The 23,446-nt window shown below is 70.9% G+C and carries 24 protein-coding genes; 14 read left to right on the top strand and 10 right to left on the bottom strand.

The genetic code is table 11. The annotated features are described in order from the left end of the window. Nucleotides 1-132 precede the first annotated feature (132 nt). The 4 genes from H489_RS27265 to H489_RS27250 all read left to right on the top strand — a co-directional run bounded on the left by H489_RS27265 (nucleotide 133) and on the right by H489_RS27250 (nucleotide 2,970). Nucleotides 133-708: an NUDIX domain-containing protein gene (locus H489_RS27265; RefSeq protein ID WP_017886921.1), complete on the top strand. Its 576-nt coding sequence runs from the start codon at nucleotides 133-135 to the stop codon at nucleotides 706-708. Further along, nucleotides 705-1,304: a DUF1349 domain-containing protein gene (locus H489_RS27260; RefSeq protein WP_017886920.1), complete on the top strand. Its 600-nt coding sequence runs from the start codon at nucleotides 705-707 to the stop codon at nucleotides 1,302-1,304. Before H489_RS27265 ends, H489_RS27260 begins: the two co-directional genes overlap by 4 nt. A gap of 38 nt (nucleotides 1,305-1,342) precedes the next feature. Continuing rightward, entirely contained in the window at nucleotides 1,343-2,395 is a 1,053-nt protein-coding gene (locus tag H489_RS27255) for a site-specific tyrosine recombinase XerD (protein ID WP_031259572.1), read from the top strand. Between the two features lie 116 nt (nucleotides 2,396-2,511). Then, nucleotides 2,512-2,970: an ASCH domain-containing protein gene (locus H489_RS27250; RefSeq protein ID WP_413813393.1), complete on the top strand. Its 459-nt coding sequence runs from the start codon at nucleotides 2,512-2,514 to the stop codon at nucleotides 2,968-2,970. Nucleotides 2,971-3,009: 39 nt separating this feature from the next. Here the strand turns inward: H489_RS27250 and H489_RS27245 are convergent, their stop codons facing one another. Next, nucleotides 3,010-4,047 (bottom strand): LLM class flavin-dependent oxidoreductase, encoded by a 1,038-nt coding sequence (locus tag H489_RS27245; RefSeq protein WP_017886917.1) that lies wholly within the window; start codon nucleotides 4,045-4,047, stop codon nucleotides 3,010-3,012. A gap of 50 nt (nucleotides 4,048-4,097) precedes the next feature. Between H489_RS27245 and H489_RS27240 the strand changes: the two genes are divergently transcribed. Further along, nucleotides 4,098-4,430: a TraR/DksA family transcriptional regulator gene (locus tag H489_RS27240; RefSeq protein ID WP_017886916.1), complete on the top strand. Its 333-nt coding sequence runs from the start codon at nucleotides 4,098-4,100 to the stop codon at nucleotides 4,428-4,430. Nucleotides 4,431-4,560: 130 nt separating this feature from the next. Next, nucleotides 4,561-5,010: a TIGR02611 family protein gene (locus tag H489_RS37340; protein ID WP_017886915.1), complete on the top strand. Its 450-nt coding sequence runs from the start codon at nucleotides 4,561-4,563 to the stop codon at nucleotides 5,008-5,010. Between the two features lie 134 nt (nucleotides 5,011-5,144). On the opposite strand, the gene H489_RS27230 is transcribed toward H489_RS37340, so the two are convergent. Next, nucleotides 5,145-6,398, bottom strand: a complete 1,254-nt coding sequence (locus H489_RS27230) for an MFS transporter (RefSeq protein WP_017886914.1) — start codon at nucleotides 6,396-6,398, stop codon at nucleotides 5,145-5,147. Between the two features lie 103 nt (nucleotides 6,399-6,501). On the opposite strand from H489_RS27230, the gene H489_RS27225 reads away from it, so the two are divergent. Then, on the top strand, nucleotides 6,502-6,867 hold the full coding sequence (locus H489_RS27225) for an ArsR/SmtB family transcription factor (RefSeq protein WP_017886913.1): 366 nt from the start codon (nucleotides 6,502-6,504) through the stop codon (nucleotides 6,865-6,867). Then, a complete protein-coding gene (locus H489_RS27220) occupies nucleotides 6,864-8,477 on the top strand; it encodes a methyltransferase (RefSeq protein ID WP_017886912.1) in 1,614 nt (537 codons plus the stop codon). The genes H489_RS27225 and H489_RS27220 overlap by 4 nt, the downstream gene beginning before the upstream one ends. Nucleotides 8,478-8,480: 3 nt before the next feature. On the opposite strand, the gene H489_RS27215 is transcribed toward H489_RS27220, so the two are convergent. Both H489_RS27215 and H489_RS27210 read right to left on the bottom strand, forming a co-directional pair. Beyond that, nucleotides 8,481-9,344 (bottom strand): NAD-dependent epimerase/dehydratase family protein, encoded by an 864-nt coding sequence (locus H489_RS27215; RefSeq protein WP_031259567.1) that lies wholly within the window; start codon nucleotides 9,342-9,344, stop codon nucleotides 8,481-8,483. Between the two features lie 114 nt (nucleotides 9,345-9,458). After that, on the bottom strand, nucleotides 9,459-10,049 hold the full coding sequence (locus H489_RS27210; protein WP_017886910.1) for a TetR/AcrR family transcriptional regulator: 591 nt from the start codon (nucleotides 10,047-10,049) through the stop codon (nucleotides 9,459-9,461). A 176-nt stretch (nucleotides 10,050-10,225) separates the two neighbouring features. Between H489_RS27210 and H489_RS27205 the strand changes: the two genes are divergently transcribed. Next, nucleotides 10,226-12,706: a glycoside hydrolase family 3 protein gene (locus H489_RS27205; protein ID WP_017886909.1), complete on the top strand. Its 2,481-nt coding sequence runs from the start codon at nucleotides 10,226-10,228 to the stop codon at nucleotides 12,704-12,706. Nucleotides 12,707-13,254: 548 nt separating this feature from the next. Here H489_RS27205 and H489_RS27200 read toward each other — a convergent pair. Then, on the bottom strand, nucleotides 13,255-14,268 hold the full coding sequence (locus tag H489_RS27200; RefSeq protein WP_017886908.1) for an LLM class flavin-dependent oxidoreductase: 1,014 nt from the start codon (nucleotides 14,266-14,268) through the stop codon (nucleotides 13,255-13,257). 182 nt (nucleotides 14,269-14,450) lie between these two features. Here H489_RS27200 and H489_RS27195 point away from each other — a divergent pair, with 182 nt between their 5' ends. Together H489_RS27195 and H489_RS27190 are read left to right on the top strand one after the other, a co-directional pair. Beyond that, the gene (locus tag H489_RS27195) at nucleotides 14,451-17,021 is read left to right on the top strand and encodes a DEAD/DEAH box helicase (RefSeq protein WP_017886907.1); all 2,571 of its coding nucleotides are present in this window, start codon (nucleotides 14,451-14,453) and stop codon (nucleotides 17,019-17,021) included. 64 nt (nucleotides 17,022-17,085) lie between these two features. Further along, nucleotides 17,086-17,337, top strand: a complete 252-nt coding sequence (locus tag H489_RS27190; protein WP_017886906.1) for a DUF6458 family protein — start codon at nucleotides 17,086-17,088, stop codon at nucleotides 17,335-17,337. Between the two features lie 237 nt (nucleotides 17,338-17,574). Here the strand turns inward: H489_RS27190 and H489_RS27185 are convergent, their stop codons facing one another. Together H489_RS27185 and H489_RS36800 are read right to left on the bottom strand one after the other, a co-directional pair. Then, complete coding sequence (locus H489_RS27185; protein ID WP_017886904.1) at nucleotides 17,575-18,096, bottom strand: ribonuclease H family protein; 522 nt, start codon at nucleotides 18,094-18,096, stop codon at nucleotides 17,575-17,577. Nucleotides 18,097-18,190: 94 nt separating this feature from the next. Further along, nucleotides 18,191-19,021, bottom strand: a complete 831-nt coding sequence (locus H489_RS36800; RefSeq protein WP_152427236.1) for a hypothetical protein — start codon at nucleotides 19,019-19,021, stop codon at nucleotides 18,191-18,193. A 118-nt stretch (nucleotides 19,022-19,139) separates the two neighbouring features. Here H489_RS36800 and H489_RS36795 point away from each other — a divergent pair, with 118 nt between their 5' ends. Next, nucleotides 19,140-19,478, top strand: coding sequence for a hypothetical protein (locus H489_RS36795; protein ID WP_017886901.1), 339 nt, complete (start codon nucleotides 19,140-19,142; stop codon nucleotides 19,476-19,478). A 6-nt stretch (nucleotides 19,479-19,484) separates the two neighbouring features. Here the strand turns inward: H489_RS36795 and H489_RS36790 are convergent, their stop codons facing one another. The 3 genes from H489_RS36790 to H489_RS27175 all read right to left on the bottom strand — a co-directional run bounded on the left by H489_RS36790 (nucleotide 19,485) and on the right by H489_RS27175 (nucleotide 22,319). After that, nucleotides 19,485-20,051, bottom strand: a complete 567-nt coding sequence (locus tag H489_RS36790; RefSeq protein ID WP_017886900.1) for a hypothetical protein — start codon at nucleotides 20,049-20,051, stop codon at nucleotides 19,485-19,487. 55 nt (nucleotides 20,052-20,106) lie between these two features. Then, nucleotides 20,107-20,925, bottom strand: coding sequence for an aldo/keto reductase (locus H489_RS27180; protein WP_017886899.1), 819 nt, complete (start codon nucleotides 20,923-20,925; stop codon nucleotides 20,107-20,109). A gap of 188 nt (nucleotides 20,926-21,113) precedes the next feature. Further along, a complete protein-coding gene (locus tag H489_RS27175) occupies nucleotides 21,114-22,319 on the bottom strand; it encodes an MFS transporter (protein WP_031259562.1) in 1,206 nt (401 codons plus the stop codon). Between the two features lie 355 nt (nucleotides 22,320-22,674). On the opposite strand from H489_RS27175, the gene nrdH reads away from it, so the two are divergent. Together nrdH and nrdI are read left to right on the top strand one after the other, a co-directional pair. Beyond that, nucleotides 22,675-22,908, top strand: a complete 234-nt coding sequence (gene nrdH, locus H489_RS27170; RefSeq protein WP_017886897.1) for a glutaredoxin-like protein NrdH — start codon at nucleotides 22,675-22,677, stop codon at nucleotides 22,906-22,908. 111 nt (nucleotides 22,909-23,019) lie between these two features. Then, complete coding sequence (gene nrdI, locus H489_RS27165) at nucleotides 23,020-23,436, top strand: class Ib ribonucleoside-diphosphate reductase assembly flavoprotein NrdI (RefSeq protein ID WP_031259561.1); 417 nt, start codon at nucleotides 23,020-23,022, stop codon at nucleotides 23,434-23,436. Nucleotides 23,437-23,446: the final 10 nt, after the last annotated feature.

Here is a 23,446-nt window from a genome sequence, read left to right as displayed (position 1 = left end):
CCGCGCCTCCCGTCCGTCTGGGGGCGCGTCCACGGCACCTGATTCCGGACACGGAACCACGGAATGACGCGGTGCTGTGTCCGGAACCTGGTTCCGACGGGGCGTCCGGCGCGCGCGTGCTTGGATGGAGCCGTGACAGACGCACCGATCGCCGACGAGTCCGCCTCCTTCGAGGTCACCGAATCCACCGTCGTCTACGAGGGCGCCGTCTGGGACGTGCGTCGCGACACCGTCGCGTACAACGGTGACGCGATGGTCCGCGAGTACATCGACCACACCGGCGCGGTCGCGGTGTACGCCGAGGACGACGAGGGCCGCGTCCTGGTCATCCAGCAGTACCGGCACCCGGTGCGGATGCGTGACTGGGAGCTGCCCGCCGGCCTGCTCGACATGGCGGGCGAGGACCACCTGACCGCCGCGAAGCGCGAGCTGGGCGAAGAGGCCGACCTCGAAGCCGACACGTGGGAGCCGCTGATCCGCTACAACACGTCGTCCGGCGGCAGCGACGAGTTCATCCAGGTCTACCGGGCGCGCGGCGTGCGGTCGACCGGGTCCGCGTTCGAGCGCGAGGCGGAAGAGGCCGACATCGTGACGCGCTGGGTGCCACGGGCGGAGCTGCTCGACGGGATCCTGGGCGGTCGGCTCAACAACTCGGCCCTCGTCGTCGCGACGCTCGCGGTCGAGGCCATCGAACAGCGCAGCAAGTGAGCGGGGCAGCGGTCGACGGTCTGCGTGACCTGGTCGGCGCCGGTGCCTGGACGCACGAGCCGCAGGCCTCCGTGCTCGACGGCGACGTGTTCCGTGTCACCGCCGTCGAGGGCAGCGATGCCTGGCGGACCACCTCGTACGGGTTCGTGCACGACTCGGAGCACGCGCTGCTGCAGCCGACCGACGGCCCGTTCTCGGTCGAGGCGTCGTTCGTGCTCGACTACACCGAGCAGTTCGACCAGGCCGGGGTGTTCCTGCGCGTCGACGAGCGGACGTGGATCAAGGCCGGTGTCGAGTTCTCGGACGGTGCTCCTCAGCTCGGCGCCGTGGTCACGCGTGGGTTCTCGGACTGGTCCGTGTCGCCCGTGCCGGAGTGGGTGGGCCGGGTGGTGACCGTCCGCGCGAGCCGCGACGGTGACGCCGTGACGATCCGGGCGTGGGCCGAGGGCGACGAGCCCCGGCTCGTCCGGGTCGCGTACCTGGACCCGGAGGCCGTCGTGTCCGCGGGGCTGCTGTGCGCCGGGCCGACGCGGGCTGGCTTGACCGTGACGTTCACCGGCTTCCGGGTGGGCGCGCCGGACGAAGCGCTGCACTGACGGGCAGGTGGCCGTTCGCCGGTTAGCCTGCTGAGGTGATGCCCCTCGATCGTGCCGTGGAGACGTACCTGCGGCACGTCGCGATCGAGCGGGGACTCTCGCAGCACACGCTGTCGGCGTACCGGCGGGACCTCGCCGTGTTCGCCGAGTGGCTCGGCGTCGCACCGGTCGTCGAGTCGGACGGCGCTGACCGGGCCGGAGGCTCCTCGGTGCTGCAGGACGTCGCTCGCCTGGCGCGGGCGGACGTCTCGGGGTTCGTCGAGCACCTCGCCACGCGACCATCGGGACCGTTGGCGCCGCGGTCGATCGCGCGCATGCTCAGTTCGGTCCGTTCGTTCACCGCCTTCGCCGCGGGAGAGGGCTGGCTGCCGCTCGACCCCGGCACCGCCGTCCGACCGCCGAAGGCTCCCATGCGGCTGCCGAAGGCGATCCCCGTCGAGGACATGGAACGGCTGCTCGGGGCGGTCTCCGTCGACGCGGACGACCCCGTCCAGCTGCGGGACAAGGCCCTGCTCGAGCTGCTCTACGCCACCGGTGCGCGGATCTCCGAGGCGGTGGGGCTGTCGGTCGACGACGTCACCACGCTGTCGGACGCCGCTGCCGACGCTCCGGGCCCGGGCCCGGGCCCCGGTGCGGACGGGCTCGCCGTCGTGAAGGTCACCGGCAAGGGCAACAAGCAGCGGATCGTCCCGCTCGGCAGCTTCGCGCGGGCCGCGATCGACGCTTACCTGGTGCGGGCACGGCCGGTGTTCGCGGCACGGGGAGCGTCGACGCCGGCGCTGTTCCTCGGCGCCCGTGGTGCGCGGTTGTCGCGACAGAGCGCCTGGCTCGTGATCCAGGCCGCTGCTGCCGCCGCCGACCTGGAGGCGCACGTGTCACCGCACACCTTCCGGCACTCGTTCGCGACGCACCTGCTCGAGGGCGGTGCTGACGTCCGCGTGGTGCAGGAGCTGCTCGGGCACGCGAGCGTCGCCACGACGCAGATCTACACGATGGTCACGGCCGACATGCTGCGGGACGTGTACCAGACGGCGCACCCGAGGGCGCGGCGGCAGGCGCTGCCGGATGGGCGCGACGGGCGCGCTTCGTGAGCAGCACGATGGGGGGAGACGGGCGTGCTTCGTGAGCAGCAATGGTCGGGTCGCGGCATAGCACTCGACATCTCCTGCTCACGAAGTGCCGTCTCCCGGTGCACTACGGTCGGGGCGTGCCCTCGACCCTCGACGACTTCTGGACCGCACGACGCCTCGAGCGACCGGACCTTCCGGTGGACATGCCGGAAGCCTGGTCGTTCGGTGCGACCCCGGAGCAGGCGGACGCGCTCCTGCAGCTCGTGCTCGACGGGGTCAAGGTCGGCACGGCGTCGTCGCTCTGGGACTACGAGGCGACCGGTGACCCGCTGCCCGCAGTGGACGAGTTGAGCATCGTGACCGACGGCTCCGATGCGCCCCGCGCGGTCATCGAGACGACGCTGGTCCAGGTGGTCCCGTTCGATCAAGTCGATGCTGACCACGCCTGGGCCGAGGGTGAAGGCGACCGCACGCTCGAGCACTGGCGGGCCGTGCACGAGGCGTTCTGGCGTGCACACTCCGAGCACCCGCGCGGGTTCGCGCCGGGCATGCCCGTCGTGTGCGAGCGGTTCCGGCTGCTGTGGCCGAACCGCTGAGGCCGATCCCGAACGGCTGAACCGGATCCCGATACGGGGTCAGGCGGGGACCGGCTCCGCGTCGACCTCGGTGAAGACGTCCTTCACGGCCGCGAGCAGCCGCGCGTTGAACTCCACACCGAGCTGGTTCGGCACGGTGACGAGCACGGTGTCGGCAGCGCGGACGGCCTGGTCGGCCGCGAGCTCCGCGACGAGCTGCTCGGGCTCACCGATGTAGGAGCGGCCGAACCGGGCGAGCCCGCCGTCGAGGTGCCCGACCTGGTCCTGCCCCTCGACCTGCGCGCGCACGCCGAAGTAGTGGCGCGACTCGTCGTCGATGATCGGGATGATGCTGCGCGAGACCGACACCCGTGGGGTCCGCTCCCAGCCCGACTCCGCCCACACCCGGCGGAAGCGCTCGATCTGCTCGGCCTGCAGCTGGTCGAACGGCACACCGGTGTCCTCGGTCAGCAGGGTCGAGGACATCAGGTTCATGCCCTGCTCGGCCGTCCACTCCGCGGTGGCGCGGGTGCCGGCACCCCACCAGATGCGGTCGCCGAGCGAGTCGGACAACGGGAAGATCGGCAGGGACCCGACCGATCCGGTCATCTGCGGGTTGGTGTTGGCCATCGGCTCGCCGGCGATCGCACGGCGGAACACGCTCGTGTGCGCTCGGGCCATGTCGCCACCGTTCTCATCGGAGGCGTCGGGCACGTAGCCGAACTGCTGGTAGCCGGCGAGGGCGGTCTCGGGTGATCCCCGCGAGACGCCGAGCTGCAGTCGCCCGCCGGAGATCAGGTCGGTGGCCGCGGCCTCTTCCGCCATGTAGAGCGGGTTCTCGTAGCGCATGTCGATGACGCCGGTCCCGATCTCGATCCGGCTCGTCTTTGCGGCGATGGCGGCGAGCAGCGGGAACGGTGCGGCCTGCTGCGGCGCGAAGTGGTGGACGCGGAAGTAAGCGCCATCGACGCCTGCTTCCTCTGCTGCGACGGCGAGGTCGATCGCCTGCACCAGGGCCTCTCGCCCGCTGCGCACCTTCGACCCCGGCACGTCACGCCAGTGTCCGAACGACAGGAACCCGATCTTCGTCATGTCCATGCGAACGCATCCGGGGGCGGGGTCATTCCGCCGCGACTACCGTGTCCGGGATGGAGGACCCCCGCCCCGCACTCGAAGCCGAACGCGCCCGCAACGAACGGCTGCTGACCGAGGTCGAGCGGAGCATGCGTGACGTCAGTGACGCCCGGCAGGATGCCAACTCCGACGACGAGCACGACCCCGAGGGTGCGACCCTGGCGTGGGAACGTGGCTCGCTCGGTGCGGTCCGCGACGGTGCGCAGCTGCGGATCCGCCAGGTGGACGCCGCGCTCGCACGGATCGACGAGGGCACCTACGGCCGCTGCACGGTCGGCGGCGAGCCGATCCCGAAGGCCCGGCTGGCCGCCGTCCCGTGGGCGGCGACGTGCGTCGCGCACGCCTGAGGGGTGGGCGGACGCTGCCGCGTGACGGACTGGAGGCGCGGCGCAACCCCGCCCCGCGCCTCCCGGCCTGCGCACCCCGCGTCCACCGCGTGCGCCGCTGATTCCCAGCCGCGCGCCCTACGTTTTCGGCATGGACGGCGACCCGAACGACCGACCCGGCGACGCCCGGGCCGATGGTGCGGCCCGACAGCGCTTCCAGTGGTTCCACCGCCTGCGCGCCTGGATCCACGAGCGGCCGCACGTGCACCTGTTCTACAAGGTGCTGGTCGGTCTGGTGGGCGGGCTGGTCGTCATCATCGGGCTGATCCTGGTGCCGCTGCCGGGCCCGGGGTGGCTCGTGGTGTTCATCGGTCTCACCGTGCTGGCGAGCGAGTTCCACTTCTTCCACAAGATCATCACGTGGCTCAAGGCGCAGCTGCACCGCTTCTGGGACTGGGCCAAGCGGCACGGGCCGAAGCGTCTGCGCGATGCGGCCGACCGGGGCAAGGCCGACGTCGATGCTGCGCACACCGGAGCGGCGCGGACCGTCGGGGTCCGTGCGCGCGCTCGCGGGGCGAACTCGGCACACCCGGGCCACTAGTCGGGCCGTCGCGGTCGGCACCGTGCGGTGCTGTTCACCGCGTGCGAGGTTGACGCCTCCGTGCGGCGCTGCAGGCTCGCACCGAGCGATCAACCTCGCACCGAATGGGCAGCGCCGCACCGTGCGGGGCGCGCCTACTCGGCCGCGACCCGGACCGAACCGGTGGCGGTGCGCTCGATGACCTCGGCAGCGCGCTCCTCGACCTCGGCGGCGTCCTTCGACGACGGCTGCAGCACGAGAGCGACGACCGCGGCGAGCACGATGAAGCCGCCGTACCCGGCGATGACCGGGACGAGGCCGACCGACGGCTCGAGCAGGCCTCCGATGACCGAGGGCACCCCGAACGCCAGGTAACTGACGACGTAGATCGTGGAGAGCAGTCCGGCGCGGTGGGTCGGTGCAGCGGTGGCGAGCAGCATCCGCAGCGGTGCCTGGAACCCGGCGCCGAAGCCGACACCGGCGACGGCGCTGCCGACGACCATGCCCGGCAGGGAGTGCGCGAACACGAACGACACGGTGATGATCGGGCCGAGCACGAGCGCCACGAGCCCGAGCAGGACCGCACGTCGGGTGTCCATCCGCTGGATCGCCAGGCCGGTCAGGGCGCCGACACCGGTGACGACCGCGATGAGCGCACCGGCGGCGAAGTGGTTCGTGATGCCGAACACCGCGCCGAGTGCCGAGGGGACGAGCGACAGGAACATGCCGCCCAGCGCCCAACTGGCCACGAGCGATCCGGCGACGCCGCGGAACAACCGACGCGATGACCGCGGCACGCTGATCGTCGGGCGCAGGGAGCGGAGTGCTCCTGGGCGACGCTCCACCTGCTCGGGGACGACGGACAGCGCGAGGACGAGCAGCACGAGGAGCGCGCCGAACAGCAGGTAGACGAGCTGCTCCGGCGCCGGACCCCACTGCACCAGGGCGCCGCTCGACAGCGCGCCGGTGGCCAGGGCGATCGGCGGGATGACACCGTTCAACACACCCGCCATGGTCGGGTGGCGTTCGAGGGAGTTGTCGATGAGGGCCGCGCCGAGTGCACCGATGAGCAGTCCGACCGAGACGCCCTGCACGATCCGGTCCACGATGAGCGCGACGACCCCGTCCGCCGCCGCGAACAGGCCGAGCGACAGTGCGACGCCCAGCCCGCCGACGACGAGCACGGGCTTCCGGCCGACGTGGTCGGACAAGCGCCCCGCGATGAGCAGGCTCGCCAGCAGGCCGGCGACGTAGATGGCGAAGACCCCGGTGAGCATGAGCGGCGTGAGGTGCCACTCGGCGGCGTAGACCGGGTAGATCGGCGACGGGACGGCCGACGAGGCGACCGAGACCAGGAGCATCGCCGCCAGGATCCAGAACCCGGCGACCGAACGAGCTGACTGGTGCATGCGCACCCCTTTCCATCTCCGTGCAGTACGACTGCATTCGTACCGCACTCGAACAGTACGACGCAAGTCGTACAGCAAGCCGAACGGTGGTAGCGTCCCGTCCATGCCCGCGCACGTCGATGCTCCCGAACGGTTGCCGCAGCCGTCCGTGGCCGAGATGGACCTCCCCGTCGTCATGGACGCCCTGAGCGACCCGATCCGGCTCGCGATCCTGCACCGCTACCTGGTCGACGCGGCCGGCGGCGAGCGCAGCTGTGGGTGGGTCGGCATCGACCGGCCGAAGTCCACGCTGACCCACCACTTCCGGGTCCTGCGCGAGGCCGGGTTGCTCGAGCAGCACCTGGAGGGCCTGACCCGCGTCAGCCGTGTCCGGGTGGCGGACGTGCAGCAGCGGTTCCCCGGGCTCCTCGACCTGGTGCTCGACTGGCAGGTCCCATCGGCCCTGCTCCGCGAGGGGCTCGCCTCGTGAGCGGCGAGCCCGACGCCGCCCCGAGCCCGACCGTGCACACGCTGCCGTCGATCGTCGCAGACCCCGCCGTCGCCACGGCGCTCGCCGCGGACCTGACGGCCGCCGGCTTCACCGTCGACCGGCTCGACTCCCTGTGGGGCGCCGAGGCCGCCGCATCGCTGCACCGCGGTTCGCGGGTCGCTGCGCTCCGTGCGCTCGCCGCCCGCGAGACCACGCCGCTCAGCACCCTGGCGACGCTGTTCGTGCTCGGGCTGCCGGTGGCGCGCGCTGAGGCAGCCGCGGCGTTCCCGACCGCCGGGCTCGACGCCGTCATCGCATCGGGTCTGCTGCGCAGCGAAGGCGAAGGCGAAGGCGACGGCGAAGGCGACGGCGGCGCCCCGCTCGTCCACCCCACCGTCGACCTGCGCCCCTACGCCTTCGTCGACGACCTCGGCGCCGGCAGCTGGTGGATCGTCTCCGACCTGGGCGAGCTCGCCCTCGGACACGAGATCAGCGAGGAACACGTCCTCGGCATCGGCGGCGCCACCACGACGCTGAGCGGCCTGCAGGTGCCCGTGCCGGTCGAGCGGGTGCTCGACCTGGGCACCGGCTGCGGGATCCAGGCCATGCACGCGCGGCGGTTCGCTGACCACGTGGTCGCCACCGACATCTCGCGCCGTGCCCTCGACATCGCCCGCTTCAACGCGCAGTTGAACGGCATCGACGGCATCGACTTCCGGTTCGGTTCACTGTTCGAGCCGGTCGCGGGGGAGCGCTTCGACCGGATCGTCTCGAACCCGCCCTTCGTCATCACGCCTCGTCGCGAAGGCGTCCCGTCCTACGAGTACCGCGACGGCGGCATGGTCGGTGACGCCCTGGTCGAGACGGTGCTCCGGGGCCTCGGGGACCACCTGGAGCCCGGTGGCACCGCACAGCTCCTCGGCAACTGGGAGTACCACTGGGGCGTCGACGGCCTGGACCGCGTGCGCGCCTGGTTCGCCGACACCGGCCTCGACGTGTGGGTGATCGAGCGCGAACGGCAGGACCCGACGTCCTACGCCGAGACCTGGATCCGCGACGGCGGCACCAAGCCCGGCACGGACGGGTTCGACACCCTGATGGGCGCGTGGCTCGACGACTTCGCGGATCGCCGCGTCACCGGCGTCGGCTTCGGTTACGTCGTGGTGCGTCGACCCCTGCCGGGAGGCCCGTCCGGCCTCCGCCGGTTCGAGCGCGTCCCCGAGACGCTCGGCTCCAACCCCGCGGGTCTGGGGGCGACGGTCGCCCGCGTCCTCGACGCGGCCGCCTGGCTCGCCGCCCACGACGACGCCGCGCTCGCTGCCGCCCACCTGGCGGTGACCGGTGACGTCACCGAGGAGCGGTACTACTGGCCGGGCAACGACGACCCCACCGTGATGACGCTGGTGCAGGGCGGCGGGCTCGGGCGCCGGGTGGACGCGGACACCGCACTCGCGGCGTTCGTGGGCGCGTGCGACGGTGACCTGTCCGTCGCGGCGATCATCGGCGCACTCGCGCAGATCACCGGCGTGGACGAGCAGGCCCTCGCCGCCGACCTGCTGCCGGCGGCGCGCGACCTGGTGCTCGACGGGCTGCTCGTCCCCGCCGCCTGACGATCAGGCGCGGTGGTCGCGCCAGCTGTGCTCGGGCGTGTAGCCGAGGAGTTCGCGGGCCTTCTCCGACGACAGCAGCGAGCTGACGCCGTCGATGTCCGCACGGCGCTCGATGTCCGGCACGAAACGCTCGACGAGTTCGATCGTCGGGGTGTCCATCACCGTGTCGGGGCTCGCGATGACGAACGCCTCGAACCCGGTGAGGTCCGCCTCGAGCGCACGGCGGACGGCCTGGGCCCCGTCGCGCGAGTCGATGTACGACCACAGGTTGAACGTCTTCGCCTCGGGGGTGGCGTCCCACGGGAACGCCGGGTAGTCGGTCTCGTCCATCACGTTCGAGAAGCGCAGCCCGATCATCTTCAGCTCCGGGTCCCAGCGCGTGAAGTGGCGGGCCATCTCCTCTTCCACCGCCTTCCCGAGCGAGTACGACGACTGCGGGCGGACGGCGAACTCCTCGTCGACCGGCAGGTAGGGCGGCAGGTGTTCGCCCATCGGGATGCCGAGCAGGGTCTCGCTCGACGCCCACACGACGTTCTTGATCTTCGCGGCACGGGCAGCGTGGAAGACGTTGATGGACGAGGTCACGTTGTTGGTGATCAGGGCCACGTCGGGCACCTGTCCCGGGGCCGGCACCGCCGCGAGGTGCACGACGGCGTCGACGTGGTCGTACCGGTCGTCGATGCCGAGCAGGGCGTTCAGGACCTGGCCGTGGTCGGTCAGGTCGATCCGCACGAACGGGACACGCTCGGGCTTGTCCGGCGAGGGGACACGGTCGAGCAGGACCACGTCGTACCCGTGCGCATCGAGGTCGCGCACCACCGCTCGTCCGAGCTTGCCGCTGCCACCGGTCACCACTACACGCGTCATCGCGTCACTCCACATCGTCGTCGGAACACACCCTGGCGGGCACCGACCATCCTGCCCCGCCTGCCCTGACACGACCAGGCCCTGTCCGTACCCCACTGCCGGGGCGGGGGTCTGTCAGGCGGTGGGGGCGACCTGGGCGATCGCCAGACGGGCGACGAGCTCGACGTGCTCGGCCATGTCGCGTGTGGGGTCGAAGAGCCACTGGATCTGCATGCCGTCGGACACCGCGAGCAGCACGCTCGTGAGCTCGTCGGGGTCGATGTCGGACCGCAGCCGTCCGTCCTGCTGCATGGTGCGGAAGTCGGCGGACAGTACGCGGCGGCTGCGTTCGTAGCGCTCGCGGAAGTACTCGTGCGCCGGGTGCTCGGCGTCGGTGGCGGCCGCGGCGGACAGGTTGACGAACATCTGCACCAGCCCCGGGACCTCGGCGTTGTGCCGCACGATCGCGGCGAGCAGGGCTGCCGGGTCCGCGGCCTGCCAGTCGTGTGCCAGGTCGAGCTCGTCGCGGCGGCGGAGGATCTCCACCCAGAGTTCGTCCTTCGAGTCGAAGTAGTGCAGCAGGCCGGCCTGGGTCAGGCCCACGGCGTCGGCGATGTCCTTGATGCTCGTCCGCCGGAAGCCCTGCGACGCCACGAGGTCCAGCGCGACCGTGAGGATCTCCTCGCGCTTCGCGATGCCCTTTGCGTACGAACCCCGTCGTGCCATGGCCAGACTGTACCGCCCACGGGAGACCCCAGAAAACCAACCAGCGGTCGGTTTTGGGTGGTACGGTGCAGGAGCTGCCAGCGCGGGCGGCGAACCCGGTGGATGGTGGGTGTGGGCGACGAGGCCCCGGCCGTCCAGGCGGCGCCCCGCGGCCCTGAACGAGAGGACCGACCACCGTGACCACCGTGAACGACGCGAGCACCGCCTCCAGTCCGTCGACGCCGCTGCCCGAGCGCATCGATGCGCTCCTCGGCCAGTTGACCACCGACGAGAAGGTGCAGCTGCTCACCGGACGTGACTTCTGGACCACCTGGCCCGTCGAGAAGATCGGGCTGCGCCGGATCCTGATGTCGGACGGGCCGTCCGGCGTGCGCGGCGAGGTGTGGGACGAGCGTGACCCGTCCCTGAACCTGCCGTCGGCGACCGCGCTGAGCGCCTCGTGGGACCGCGCGATCGCGAAGCGCTACGGCGCCGCCGCTGCCGTCGAGGCCCGTCGCAAGGGCGTCGACGTCGTGCTCGGCCCGACCATCAACCTGCACCGGTCCCCGCTGGGTGGCCGGCACTTCGAGGCGTTCAGCGAGGACCCCGTGCTCACGGGCGACCTGGCCGCGTCGTACGTCGACGGTGTGCAGGAGAACGGTGTCGCCGCGACCCCGAAGCACTACATCGCGAACGACTACGAGACCGACCGCTTCACCGCGTCGACCGAGGTGTCCGACCGCGCGCTGCGTGAGCTGTACCTGCTGGCGTTCGAGAAGGCCGTGACCGAGGCGCACGCCTGGGCGGTCATGTCGTCGTACAACGCGATCAACGGCGTGACGGCATCGGAGAACGACCTGCTCGAGACCCCGCTCAACTCGGAGTGGGGCTTCGACGGCATCGTCGTGTCCGACTGGACCGGAGTGCGTTCCGTGGACTCCGCGAAGGCGTCGCAGGACGTCGCGATGCCCGGACCGAACCCGTGGTGGAGCGAGGGGCCGCTGCTCGCCGCCGTGCAGTCCGGCGAGGTGCCGATGGCAGCGATCGACCGCAAGGTCCGCCGGATCCTGACCCTGGCCGCCCGCGTCGGCGCGCTCGAGGGCTTCGAACCCGTGGCCGCGTCGCCCGTGCACGTCGAGGACGGCATCGCGTTCGTCCGCGAGGCCGAGGCCGAGGGCACCGTCCTGGTCCGCAACACCGGTGTCCTGCCGCTCGACGCCCCCGCCGTGTCGCGCATCGCGGTGATCGGCCACAACGCCGACCAGGCCCGCACGCAGGGCGGTGGCTCGGCCACGGTCGTGCCGTCGCAGGTCGTGTCGCCGCTGGACGGCATCCGTTCGGCGTTCCCCGGCGCGAGCGTGGACTACGCGATCGGCGCCGTCGTGCAGGAGGGCATCGCGGAGTTCCCGCTGTCCACCATCACGAACCCCGGCACCGGTGAGCCCGGAGCGCGGGTCGCCTTCGTCAAGGACGGCGAGGAGCTGTTCGTCGAGGACCGCCGCGCGACGGCACTGTTCTGGTTCGGCGGTGACGCGCCGACGCGCGAAGCCGACCGGCTCGACATCACCACCACCTACACCGCCGAGTCGACGGGGACCGTGCGGTTCGGCATCGGCGCGGCCGGACGGTCACGCATGTGGATCGACGGCGAGCTGCTGCTCGACGAGGACGTGCCGTACGAGGGCGACCAGCTCGGCGCCGCGTTCCTGAACCCGCCGGCGCGGTCGGTGCCCGTGTCGGTGACCACCGGCCAGCAGGTCGCGATCCGGATCGAGTACGACGTCATCCAGGACGAGACGCTCGGCGGGGTGCTGGCGTACCAGTTCGGTACCGAGCCGTCCGACGACGACCCCGCCGTGCTGATCGACGCAGCGGTCGAGGCCGCTCGTGGTGCGGACGTCGCCGTCGTCGTGGTCGGGACGAACTCCAAGGTCGAGTCCGAGGGCTACGACCGCTCCTCGCTGGCGCTGCCCGGTCACCAGGACGACCTGGTGGGCGCGGTCGCCGCCGTGAACCCGAACACGGTCGTCGTCGTGAACGCCGGTTCGCCGGTCGAGATGCCGTGGCGGAACGACGTCGCCGCGGTGCTGCTGACCTGGTTCGGCGGGCAGGAGTACGGCAACGCCCTGGCCGACGTGCTGACGGGGCGGCAGGAGCCCGGTGGACGCCTGCCCACCACGTGGCCGGTCGCGATGGCCGACGTCCCCGTGCTCGACGTCACCCCGGTGGACGGCAAGGTCGCGTACGACGAGGGCGTCCACGTCGGATACCGGGCCTGGCTGCGGGCCGGCACCGAGCCGGCGTACCCGTTCGGGCACGGCCTCGGCTACACCACGTGGTCGATCGACGGGGTCTCCGCGACGCCGACCGTGCGCGAGGGCGACGCCGTCATCGTCACGGCGACCGTCGCGAACACGGGCGACCGCGCCGGCAAGCACGTCGTGCAGGTCTACGCGTCCCGTGCGGAGTCGGCGGTCGACCGCCCGGTTCGCTGGCTGGTCGGGTTCGCCCCGGTCCGGCTCGGTGCCGGGGAGTCGACGGAGGTCTCGATCGAGGTCCCGGCACGCGCCTTCGCCCACTGGGACGGTTCGTGGCAGTACGAGTCGGGGACCTTCACGCTGCACGTCGGCGCCTCCGTCGTCGACGACGCCGGAACCGCGTCCCTCGAACTGGAGTGACGAAGTCGTCCGGTTTCCGCGCAGCTCCCGACTCCGTTCAGTAACATCGGTGTGCGCGAGTCGGCTGGTTACCGTCCGCGCACGCACCGACTACGGGGTCGCTGGGTGAGCGATTCGGCCTCCTGATCCGGCCGTTGTCGCCCTGGCTTCCCCGGTGCGTCCCAGAATGCGTCCCCGCGTCCGCGCGGGGGCGCATTCGTCGTTCCGGGTCGGAGCCGCATCGGTGCTCCGTGCCGGAACCTCGTTCCGCGGATCGTCCCGGACTCGGTGCGCACCGGTGAACCGGTTGCCGGACTTCGTGCCGGTTCGCAAAAACGAGTGACACTTGGTCAACTTCTTTGCTCCAGGGACGCAGATCGGTGTGACAAACCGGTCGGTAGGTGGAACGATGGGGGCACCATCTCGTGCGGATCAGGGACGAGATGGTCATCCGGCCGGGCTCTCGGGCTTCACCAACTCGATCAGAGCCCCGCCGGATGCCCTCGACTCTCGGTGGCGGCAGGGCCGCAGGCGATCAGGCTCCAGGCGTCTGCCCGCGTCGCTGGCCCTCAGGCCCGCAGCGCCGGAGCGACCTCCTCGGCCACGATGCGCAGGATCCGCTCGTGTGCCGCACGGTCGCCGTTCGCCGGCAGGGTGATGACGAGCTCATCGGTGGCGGTGACAGCCGGGTCGGCGAGCAGGGCGTCGACGATGGCCGCCGGTTCGCCGGACACGACCTTGCTGAAGCGGAACGGCGGCGTGCCCGACAGTGGTCGGCCCTCGTCGTCCATCCCGGACGCGTACCCGGTCAGGAACTCCTGGTGCACGGCGCGGTCGTGGTCGTCGAGGAGCGGCACCACGATCCGGCCCACGGCGACCTTGGACTCGCGGTGCGGGTGCAGCTCGGCGAACCGCTCGCGGTAGGCGGCGATCTGGTCGGCCTGCGCCTCGGCGAACGGCGCACCCGTGTCCTCGGTGTTCAGGGTCGAGCAGTGCAGCAGCAGCCCCTTCTCGGCCGTGCGCACCGCCGTGCCCATGCTGCCGCCACCCCACCACACGCGGTCGCGCAGGCCCGGGCTGAGCGGCTGCAGGGTCAGGTCGGCCCCGGCGGGGATGCTCTCGTAGCCCTTGCCGGCACTGCCCAGGGGTTCGCCCTGCAGGACCTCGAGCAGCCGTGCTGCGCGGGCCTCGGCCTCGTCGCGGAAGCTGCGGTCGACGGTGCCGAACACCGGGTCGAGGATCGGCCCGTACCCGGCGATGCCCGTGCTGATGCCGAGCTGCACACGGCCGCCGCTGAGCAGGTCGACCGTGCTGGCATCCTCGGCCAGGCGCACCGGGTCCTCGTAGCGCATGCCGAGCACGGCGGTGCCGAACGCGATGGTGCTGGTGCGCTGCGCGGCGGCCGCGAAGAAGGTCATCGGGCTCGTCAGGTACGGCTCGAAGTGCCGTCCACGCACCCAACCTGTGCCGTAGCCGAGGGACTCGGCGGTCTCGAACAGGCGCAGGCCGTCCTCCAGGGCGCCGGCGGCGCCGTCGGTGCCGCCGTGGTTCGGGACGAAGGAGAGGAAGCCGAGTTCGCGCATGGCGCGAGTCTATGCGCACGTATCGAAATGCGCCTGAGTCGGCGACGGGGCGGACGGGAGGCCCGTGGCGAGCTGGCACCGCGCCTCTCCCCACCGGCACGGCCGGTCCGCCGCTGGCGCGTCGCCCCGGTACCGGCGGCGTGGGCCCAGTCCGTCATGGCCGCACCTGGGAGGATGGGCGCATGACCGACGTCACCGCCCCGCCCCCGCTCGTCGCCGCGATCCCGGCGGCGGTGGACGGCGTCGTCGACCCCGACGAGGTCTACGAGGCCTTCGCGGCCTGGGCCGCCGAGGGCGGTCGGCCCCTGTACCCGGCGCAGGACGAAGCGGTCATCGAGCTCGTCTCCGGCGCGAACGTCGTGCTGAGCACGCCGACCGGCACCGGGAAGTCGCTCGTCGCGGCCGGCGCGCACTTCGCCGCGCTCGCCGAGGGCAAGCGGAGCTACTACACGGCACCGATCAAGGCGCTCGTGTCCGAGAAGTTCTTCCAGCTCGTCGAACTGTTCGGTGCGCAGAACGTCGGCATGGTCACCGGCGACTCGAGCGTCAACGCCGACGCACCCATCGTCTGCTGCACCGCCGAGATCCTGGCGAACCTGGCACTGCGGCAGGGACCGGACGCCGACGTCGACGTCGTCGTGATGGACGAGTTCCACTTCTACGGCGACCCCGACCGCGGCTGGGCGTGGCAGGTACCGCTGCTCGTGCTCGAGCGTGCGCAGTTCCTGCTCATGTCGGCGACCCTCGGCGACGTCACCACCATCGCCGACGACCTGTCCCGCCGGACCGGCCGGCCCACCGCCCGCGTGACCGGTGTCTCGCGACCCGTGCCGCTCGAGTACCAGTACGTGATGACGCCCGTGCAGGAGACGGTGGAGCGGCTGCTCGAGGAGGGCAAGGCGCCGATCTACATCGTGCACTTCGCCCAGGCTGCCGCACTCGAGCGGGCGCAGTCGCTGATGTCGGCGAAGGTCGCCTCGCGCGAACGCCGCGACCAGATCGCCGACGCCATCGCCGGCTTCCGCTTCAGCGCCGGGTTCGGACAGACCCTGTCGCGCCTGATCCGGGCGGGCATCGGCGTGCACCACGCCGGCATGCTGCCGAAGTACCGACGACTCGTCGAGCAGCTCGCCCAGCGCGGCCTGCTGCCCGTCATCTGCGGCACCGACACCCTGGGCGTCGGGATCAACGTGCCGATCCGCTCCGTGCTGTTCACCGGGCTGACGAAGTTCGACGGCACCAAGATGCGCCAGCTGTCCGCACGCGAGTTCCACCAGATCGCCGGCCGCGCCGGACGCGCCGGGTACGACACCGAGGGTGACGTCGTCGCCGAGGCCCCCGAGCACGACATCGAGAACGCCCGCGCCGTCGCCAAGGCCGGCGACGACCCGAAGAAGAAGAACAAGATCAAGCGGAAGAAGGCGCCCGAGGGCTTCGTGTCATGGGGGCAGGCGTCCTTCGAACGGCTGATCGCGGCCGAGCCCGAGCCGATGGCCTCGCGCATGCGGATCACGCACGCGATGGTGCTGTCCGTCGTCGCCCGTGGCGGGGACGCCTTCGCCGACGTCCGGTCGCTGGTCTACGACAACCACGAACCGCGCTCCCGGCAGCTCGCCATGGCCCGGCGGGCACTCGTCATCGCCCGGACCCTCATCAACGCGCGGGTGATCGAGAAGGTCGACGGCGCCTACCGCCTGACCGTCGACATCGCACCGAACTTCGCGCTCAACCAGCCGCTGTCCCCGTTCGCGCTCGCCGCGTTCGAGTTGCTCGACCCTTCTTCTCCCACTTATGCACTGGACATGGTCTCGGTCGTCGAGGCCACGCTCGACGACCCGCGGGCGATCCTGTCGCAGCAGCAGTTCAAGGAGCGCGGCGAGGCCGTCGCCCGGATGAAGCAGGAGGGGATCGAGTACGAGGAGCGGATGGAGCTGCTCGAGGAGGTCACCTGGCCGAAGCCGCTCGACGAGCTACTGACCGCCGCCTACGAGGCCTACGCCGCCGAACAGCCCTGGGTGCTCGACTTCCAGCTGTCCCCGAAGGCCGTCGTCCGCGACATGTACGAACGCGCGATGACCTTCGGCGACTTCGTGCGCTTCTACCAGCTCACCCGCTCCGAGGGCCTCGTGCTCCGCTACCTGTCCGACGCGTACCGGACCATGCGGCAGACCATCGCCGAGGAACAGCGGACCCAGGAGCTCGACGACCTGATCGAGTGGCTCGGCGAGGTCGTGCGGCAGACCGACTCCTCGCTCGTCGACGAGTGGGAGGCGCTGCTCAACGGCGACGTCCTGCTGGCCTCCGAGGAACACGAGGAGATCGCGCCGCCGCAGCCCGCACGACTCACCGGCAACCCGCGGGCGTTCCGGGTGCTCGTGCGCAACGCCCTGTTCCAGCGGGTGCTGCTCGCCGCGGCCGACGACATCGACGGGCTCGGGGAACTCGACGCGACCGCGGGCTTCGACCGGGCCGCGTGGGACACCGTGCTCGAGGAGTACTACGAGGAGCACGACAGCATCGGCACCGATGCCGACGCGCGCTCGATGCAGTACCTGGTGCTCGACGAGAGCGGGGCCACGGCATCACCCCGGGTCTGGAAGGCACGGCAGATCTTCTCCGACCCCGAGGGCGACAAGGACTTCGGGTTCTCGGCGACGATCGACCTGGACGCCTCGGACGAGGTCGGCGAGGCCGTCGTGCGGGTCACCGAGATCGGTCGGTTCGACGGGTGGGCCGAAGTCGACGTCGACTGATCCGCGCGGGGGTTGTCGGACGTGTACCGTCTGCCGCACCACCCCCACCCGAGAGGACTGCGTCATGCGCATCGGATCCAGCATCGCCCTGATCGTCATCGGCGCGATCGTCGCCTTCGCGCTGAACATCCAGCTCGCCGGCGTCGACCTGCGCCTGATCGGCTACATCCTGATGGCAGCCGGTGTCGTGCTGCTCATCATCAGCCTCGCCGTGGCCTTCGGTGGTCGCCGCACCACGACCACCACGCGCTCGGGCGTCGACCCGGCGTCGGGGGAGCAGATCACGCAGCAGGAGCGGCGCGACGGGACCTACTGACCCGCGGGGACAGGACTTACTGACCGCCCAGCTCGGTCTTCCCGTCAGCCGGGTGGAATTCGTCTGCCCCTAGAGCCGATGCGCGAGCGATGATCCGCTGGACGGCATGCGACTGAGCCCGTTCCGCCTCTCCGTCGAAGGGGGCGGTGCTGTCGGGCATCAGATCTGCTTCCGGTTCGAGTGGAGGTTCGTCTGGCGGTTTCGATTCCGCCGAAGTCGCTGCTTGCCGCTCCGCCGTCAGAAGAGGGTCGCGGGCGGGGTGGCGTCGGGCAGCGCGGACGGCTCGGGGACCTCGACGTTGGGCCAGCCAGGACCGTGCGGCACATCGGTGCCGTTCTGGAACGCGGTGGCAGCACCACGGGCACGGACGTCGGCAGCTTCGTTCATCTCGTGACCAACGTGGCCGCGGACCCACTCGAACGTGACCTTGCGACCCTGCAGTTCCGCGTCGAGTTCCTTGATGATCTCGACGTTGAGGACCGGCTTGCCGTCGGCCTTCCGCCAGCCCTTGCGCTTCCAGCCGGCGAGCCACTCGGTGCAGGCCTTGATGGCGTACTGGCTGTCGCACAGGATGTGCAGCGGCTCGCCGGTGTCCTTCGTGGCACGGAGCAGCTGCAGCACGGCGGTGAGCTCGCCGATGTTGTTCGTCGCGCGGGGCCAGCCTCCGGCCGCCCACCGGTCGTCGTCGACGTACCAGGCCCATCCGGCGGGGCCGGGGTTACCGAGGGCTGAGCCGTCTGCGGCGGCGACGATCGTCACGATGGGACCTCCTGGTGGTGCCGAGTGCTCGCGAGTGCTGGTCAACCGTAACCGACCGTACGGACGGGCTCCGTCCGGCGGGGCGGCGACCGGATCAGCGCGCTGCGGGATCCAGGTTGAGATCGGTGTCCGTGATGAGCTGGTCGTCCGCTCCCGTCTGCAGCGACGGGTTCAGCCAGCGGAGTTGCGCGACGGTGATGCCCAAGCGCTCAGCGACCGTCACCTGCGCGTCGTCGCTCGACACCTGGTACGACACCGGCACGCCGTCACGTTCGTGCACCCAACCGTTCGCCCCGGGCCGCGATGCGCCCACGTCGACCTGCAGGTCCGGGTACGGGTCGGGGATCGTCCAGTGCAACGGAGCGATTGCGAGCACGGAGCCGATGCCGGTGCGTCCGGAATCGTCCCCGTCATCAGACGGCGCCGGCACGAGCGCGACGCTGTGCAGGAAGTCCGGAGTGGGGCCGGCGTCTGACAGCCCGACCGAGTCCGGAGCGCCGGTCTCCGGGTCCCAGATGACGACTCCGGCACGGTACCCGCTGGCGTCGCCGGCACCGTCAGCGTCACCTCCGCGGAACTCCAAGCTCATCCACTGCGGGTTCGTCGTGCGGTAGCCGGACAACTCGGCGTCGAAGGTGCCGCTCTCGTTCGCGACGACCCGCACGTGGATCCGGGTGTCACCGCTCGCCGAGACGACATCGGTCTCGGCGGCGACCGTGCCGGCCGCCAAGACCTGCGGTGTGCTGACCTGCTGTGCGGCGGAGGTCGGGTCGGCTCCCGGGCTCCGGCTCGTCCCGTCGAGTGATGCCTGACGCGTCGGCGTCGGGATCGCTTCGTCGCCGCCGAACGCCGTGCACCCGGCGAGCAGCAGCCCCACCAGTGCCGAGCCGATCACCGCGGTCGTCGCGGTCCGTGTTCGTCGCATCGTTCCCCCTCGTCGGCAGCGTAGCGGGGGCCAGGGGCGTCATCGAGTGCGGGGAGCGGACCGAGCCAGACTCGTTACACGGGGCCGAGGACTAGCGTCCGCTGCAGGAGGAAACACCATGAGCGACAGCATCCCGAAGGCCCCCGGCCCCGAGCCGTCCGACGACCGAGCACGCAACGATGCGCTCCGCGACGCGGCGCACAGCGACGACGTCGACGGGGTCAGCGGCCGCGAGCAGCGGGCGGCGGACACGTCGTACAGCCCGTCGAGTGAGCGCGAGATGGACGCGTCCCAGACGAAGCAGCGTGACGACGACGACCTGCGTGAGGACGGCATCGACCCGTCCAAGGTCATCGCGGCCCCCGGGACCGGCGGCGCGGACGACGCCGGCGACGTGGAGCCCGAACCGGGCGACCTGCACCTGCCGTGGCAGTCAGAGGAGGACCGCCGGGGCTGATCCGGGCTACCGGGTCGCGAGCTCGAGTGCGCGCACGAGTTCCTCGCCGTCGCGGACGTCCCAGAACGCCACGAGCTGCGGACCGAAGAATCCATCGAGTCCGGTGTTCGCGTAGATCTGCGTCTGCAGACCGCGGGTCACGCCAGCGAACGGACCGAACTGCTCCTGCCACTCGACCGTGCAGTGCCGTCGGTCGGCCGACCAGCGCGTCGTGCGGTCCGATCGGCCCACCGGGACGTCGCGGGTCCCACGCGCCGTGATGACCAGGGCGCGGCGGTCGGTCACGGCGTAGACCGTCGTCCGCTTCCGGTGGAGCTTCACGAGGAACCGGCCGAACAGCAAGTGGAGGCCGAGGACGAGGAAGAGCGGGAAGATGACGAGCTCTGGCCCGATCTGACCGTCTCGGAGGACGCTGACGGTGCCGAAGCCGACGAATCCGCACCAGAGCAGCGAGAACGGAATGAGGAAGCCGTCGCGGCCCGAGAAGAGCTTGGCCGGGTCACTGGTGCCCGCCCAGTACAGGTGCTCATCGGGACGCAGATGTTCACGGGCGGCCTGTTGAGGATCGATCACCCCTCGACAGTACGACCTTGCCCTCGCCGTGGCTGACCGGTGCGTACCCCGCCCGCTACGACACCGTGTCCGGGTGGGAGCCCGTCCGCCGGCCGGACTCGAGTGTCGCGATCGCCGCGAGCTCGTCGTCGGTCAGCTCGAACCCGTCCACGTCGAGGTTCGACCGGATCCGCGAGGGCGTGACCGACTTCGGCAGCACCACCACGCCCTGCTGGACGTTCCACCGCACGAGCACCTGCGCCACGCTCACGCCGTGCGCGTCCGCGATGCCGGTCAGCACCGGCTCGTCGATCAGGCGCCCGCGGCCGAGCGGGGACCACGCCCCGGTGACGATGTCGTGCTGCTCGTGGAACGCGATGAGCTCGCGCTGCGGCAGCCAGGGGTGCCGTTCGACCTGGTTCAGCGCCGGTACCTCGCCGGTCTCGTCGATGAGTCGCTGCAGGTGCGGCACCTGGAAGTTCGAGACGCCGATGCTCCGAGCCCGCGCCGACTCGCGCAGTTCCACCAGCGCCCGCCAGGTCTCGACGTAGCGGTCGTTCGCGGCGGCCGGCCAGTGGATCAGGTAGAGGTCGACGGCGTCGAGCCCCAGTCGCTCGAGGCTTCCGTCGAACGCCCGCAGGGTCTGCTCGCGCCCCTGGTGGTCGTTCCACACCTTGGTCGTCACGAAGACATCGTCACGGTCCAGCCCGGAGGCCCGGATCGCCTTGCCGACGCCGGTCTCGTTGCCGTACATCTCGGCGGTGTCGACGTGCCGGTAGCCGGCGTCCAGCGCAAGGCCGACCGCCGTCTCGGCCTGTGCGTCGTCGACCTTGTAGACGCCGAAGCCGATCGCGGGGATCGAGCGGCCGTCGCGCAGGGGAACTGAGGTGACCATGCACCCATCCTGCCGGTGCCTGGCGGGCGCGCGCCGGGCCTCCAGGCAATCTGTGGAGAACGCGACCCGTACGCCGGGCGCACGTTCCTTCCCATACCGGCGGCGATGGCGAGTGGAAACGGGCGTACCTGCTCAGAACTTCCGACCGGGTACGCCCGATTCGACCAGGTACGCCCGAAAGCGTCCGCTCAGGTCGGCAGGTGCACCGGCTCGGTGTCGGGGAGCGGGCTGGCGTCGCGGCCGCGCAGGTCGGGCAGCCAGCTCCGCATCGCCAGGGGGAGCAGCACGCCCAGGCCGGCCATCACGGCGCCGACGGTGAAGCCGCCGACGGGGCCGCTGCCGTCGATCAGGAAGCCGGCGATCGCCGAACCGCCGGCCGCGCCGATCAGCTGGCCGGTGCCCATCCAGCCGTAGGCCTCGGCCGTGTCGGAGAACTTGACGGTGGCGGAGACCGAACCGAACATCACGGCGAGGGCCGGCGCGATGCCCACACCCGCGATGACCAGGGCGAGGCACAGCCACCAGAAGCCCGTGCCGCCGAGGGCCAGGGTGAGGCCGACGAACACGACGGCCATGCGCGTCCACAGGGTGTTGCGGGAGATCGGGCGGTGGCCGAACGCCAGGCCACCGGCGAGCGAGCCGACCGCGAACACCGCGAGGACGATGCCGGCGTTCGGGCTGCCCTCGCCGAAGACGCTGGTGACGCTCGCCTCGACCGCGGCGCACGCCCCGATCAGGAGCAGGCCGGTCAGGGTGGCAACGACGACGGCGGGGCGCTTCAGCACGACACCGAAGGCGCGCTTCGAACGGGGGATGCGGACGCGTCCGAGCTCGGGGGAGGCGATGAACCACGTGCCGCCGACGACCAGGAACACCATGGCGACGACGATCGCCTCGACCGTGCCGACCTGGGTGGCGACGAAGGTGGTGATGACCGGGCCGGCGACCCAGATGAGCTCCTGCGCGCTGGCGTCGAGGGAGAAGAGCGGTGTGAGCTGCGCCGACGTCACCATCTTCGGGTAGATGGTGCGCACCGCCGGCTGCACGGGCGGGACCGCCAGCCCGCCGAGGAACCCGACCACCACGTATCCCCAGAGCGGCATGACCACGAATGCGATCACCACCATGCTGACCAGCGCGACGATGCTCGTCAGGATGAGGACGGGGCGCATGCCCCAGCTGCCCATCCAGCGGCTCGTCAGCGGCCCGGCCAGCGCCTGCCCGACACTCGTCGTCGCGAGCACCAGACCGGCGGCGCCGTAGGAGTGGAACACGTGCTCGACGTGCAGCAGGTAGGCCAGCGACAGCATGCCGAACGGGAACCGTGCGGTGAGCTGTGCGGCGATGACACGACCCACGCCAGGGGTCTTCAGGAGGGGCCCGTACGTACTCACGAGACGAGTGTACGGACCGGCCGGATCGGGGTGTCCCCCGTCCTGGGGAGGGGGCCTTCGCGACACGCCGATGGGCTGATTCCACATCTGTGGATCGTGACTGTCCCCCGGTGTGGGGAAGTGTCGGTGGCCGGCCGCAGACTGGCGGAAACTCGGGCCTCCCGGGAATCCACAGACTGTGGAGGGCGTTGTGGAGAACTACACGGCTGTAACACTCCCTCTTGTGGTCGGTGCTGCGGCTAGCCACTAGATGTAGTGTGGAGACATCGCAGCGGCCCCTCCCGGACACGACTGCGGACAGACATCAGCACCACCTCCACAGCACAGCAGAAACCAGTAGGAACCAGGGGAGAACATGGCCGTCACCGTCTACACCAAGCCGTCCTGCGTCCAGTGCACCGCGACGTACCGGGCCCTCGACAACAAGGGCATCGAGTACGAAGTGCACGACGTGTCCACGGACGAAGCAGCGCTCGAGCACGTCAAGAGCCTGGGCTACATGCAGGCCCCCGTCGTCGTCACGGACGACGACCACTGGTCGGGCTTCCGCCCCGACAAGATCGCGACCCTCAGCGCCGAACTGGCGTAGTCGTCCTGCGGGCCCCGAAGGGGCCCGCAGGCAGGGCATCTCGGGAGGCGCGACTCGCCTCTCCTGGCCCGCCCGGTCCGCCTGTCCGCACCTTTCCACGAGGAGCGCACCATGAGCCGATTGGTCTACTTCTCGAGCGTGTCCGGGTACACCGCACGCTTCGTCGAGAAGCTCGGCCGCGATGCGGACCGGATCCCGATCTACCCGAGCGAACCGTTCCTGCACGTGGACGAGCCCTACGTCCTGGTGCTGCCCACCTACGGTGGCGGCAACGGCGACGGGGCAGTGCCCAAGCAGGTCATCAAGTTCCTCAACGACGCCCACAACCGCTCGCTCATCCGCGGCGTGGTGGTGGGTGGCAACACGAACTTCGGCGAGGCGTACGGCCTCGCAGGGGACGTCATCGCACAGAAGTGCAACGTCCCCCTTCTCTACAGATTCGAACTCTTCGGGACCCCTGACGACGTGTCGGCGGTCAACTCAGGATTGGATGCATTTTGGACGCAGCAGTTGCAGACGTCGATCTGACGTCGCCGCA

This window comes from Curtobacterium flaccumfaciens UCD-AKU, from assembly GCF_000349565.1.
In the GTDB taxonomy this organism is placed as follows: Bacteria; Actinomycetota; Actinomycetes; order Actinomycetales; family Microbacteriaceae; genus Curtobacterium; species Curtobacterium poinsettiae.
This window is presented reverse-complemented; position numbering and strand designations above follow the sequence as displayed.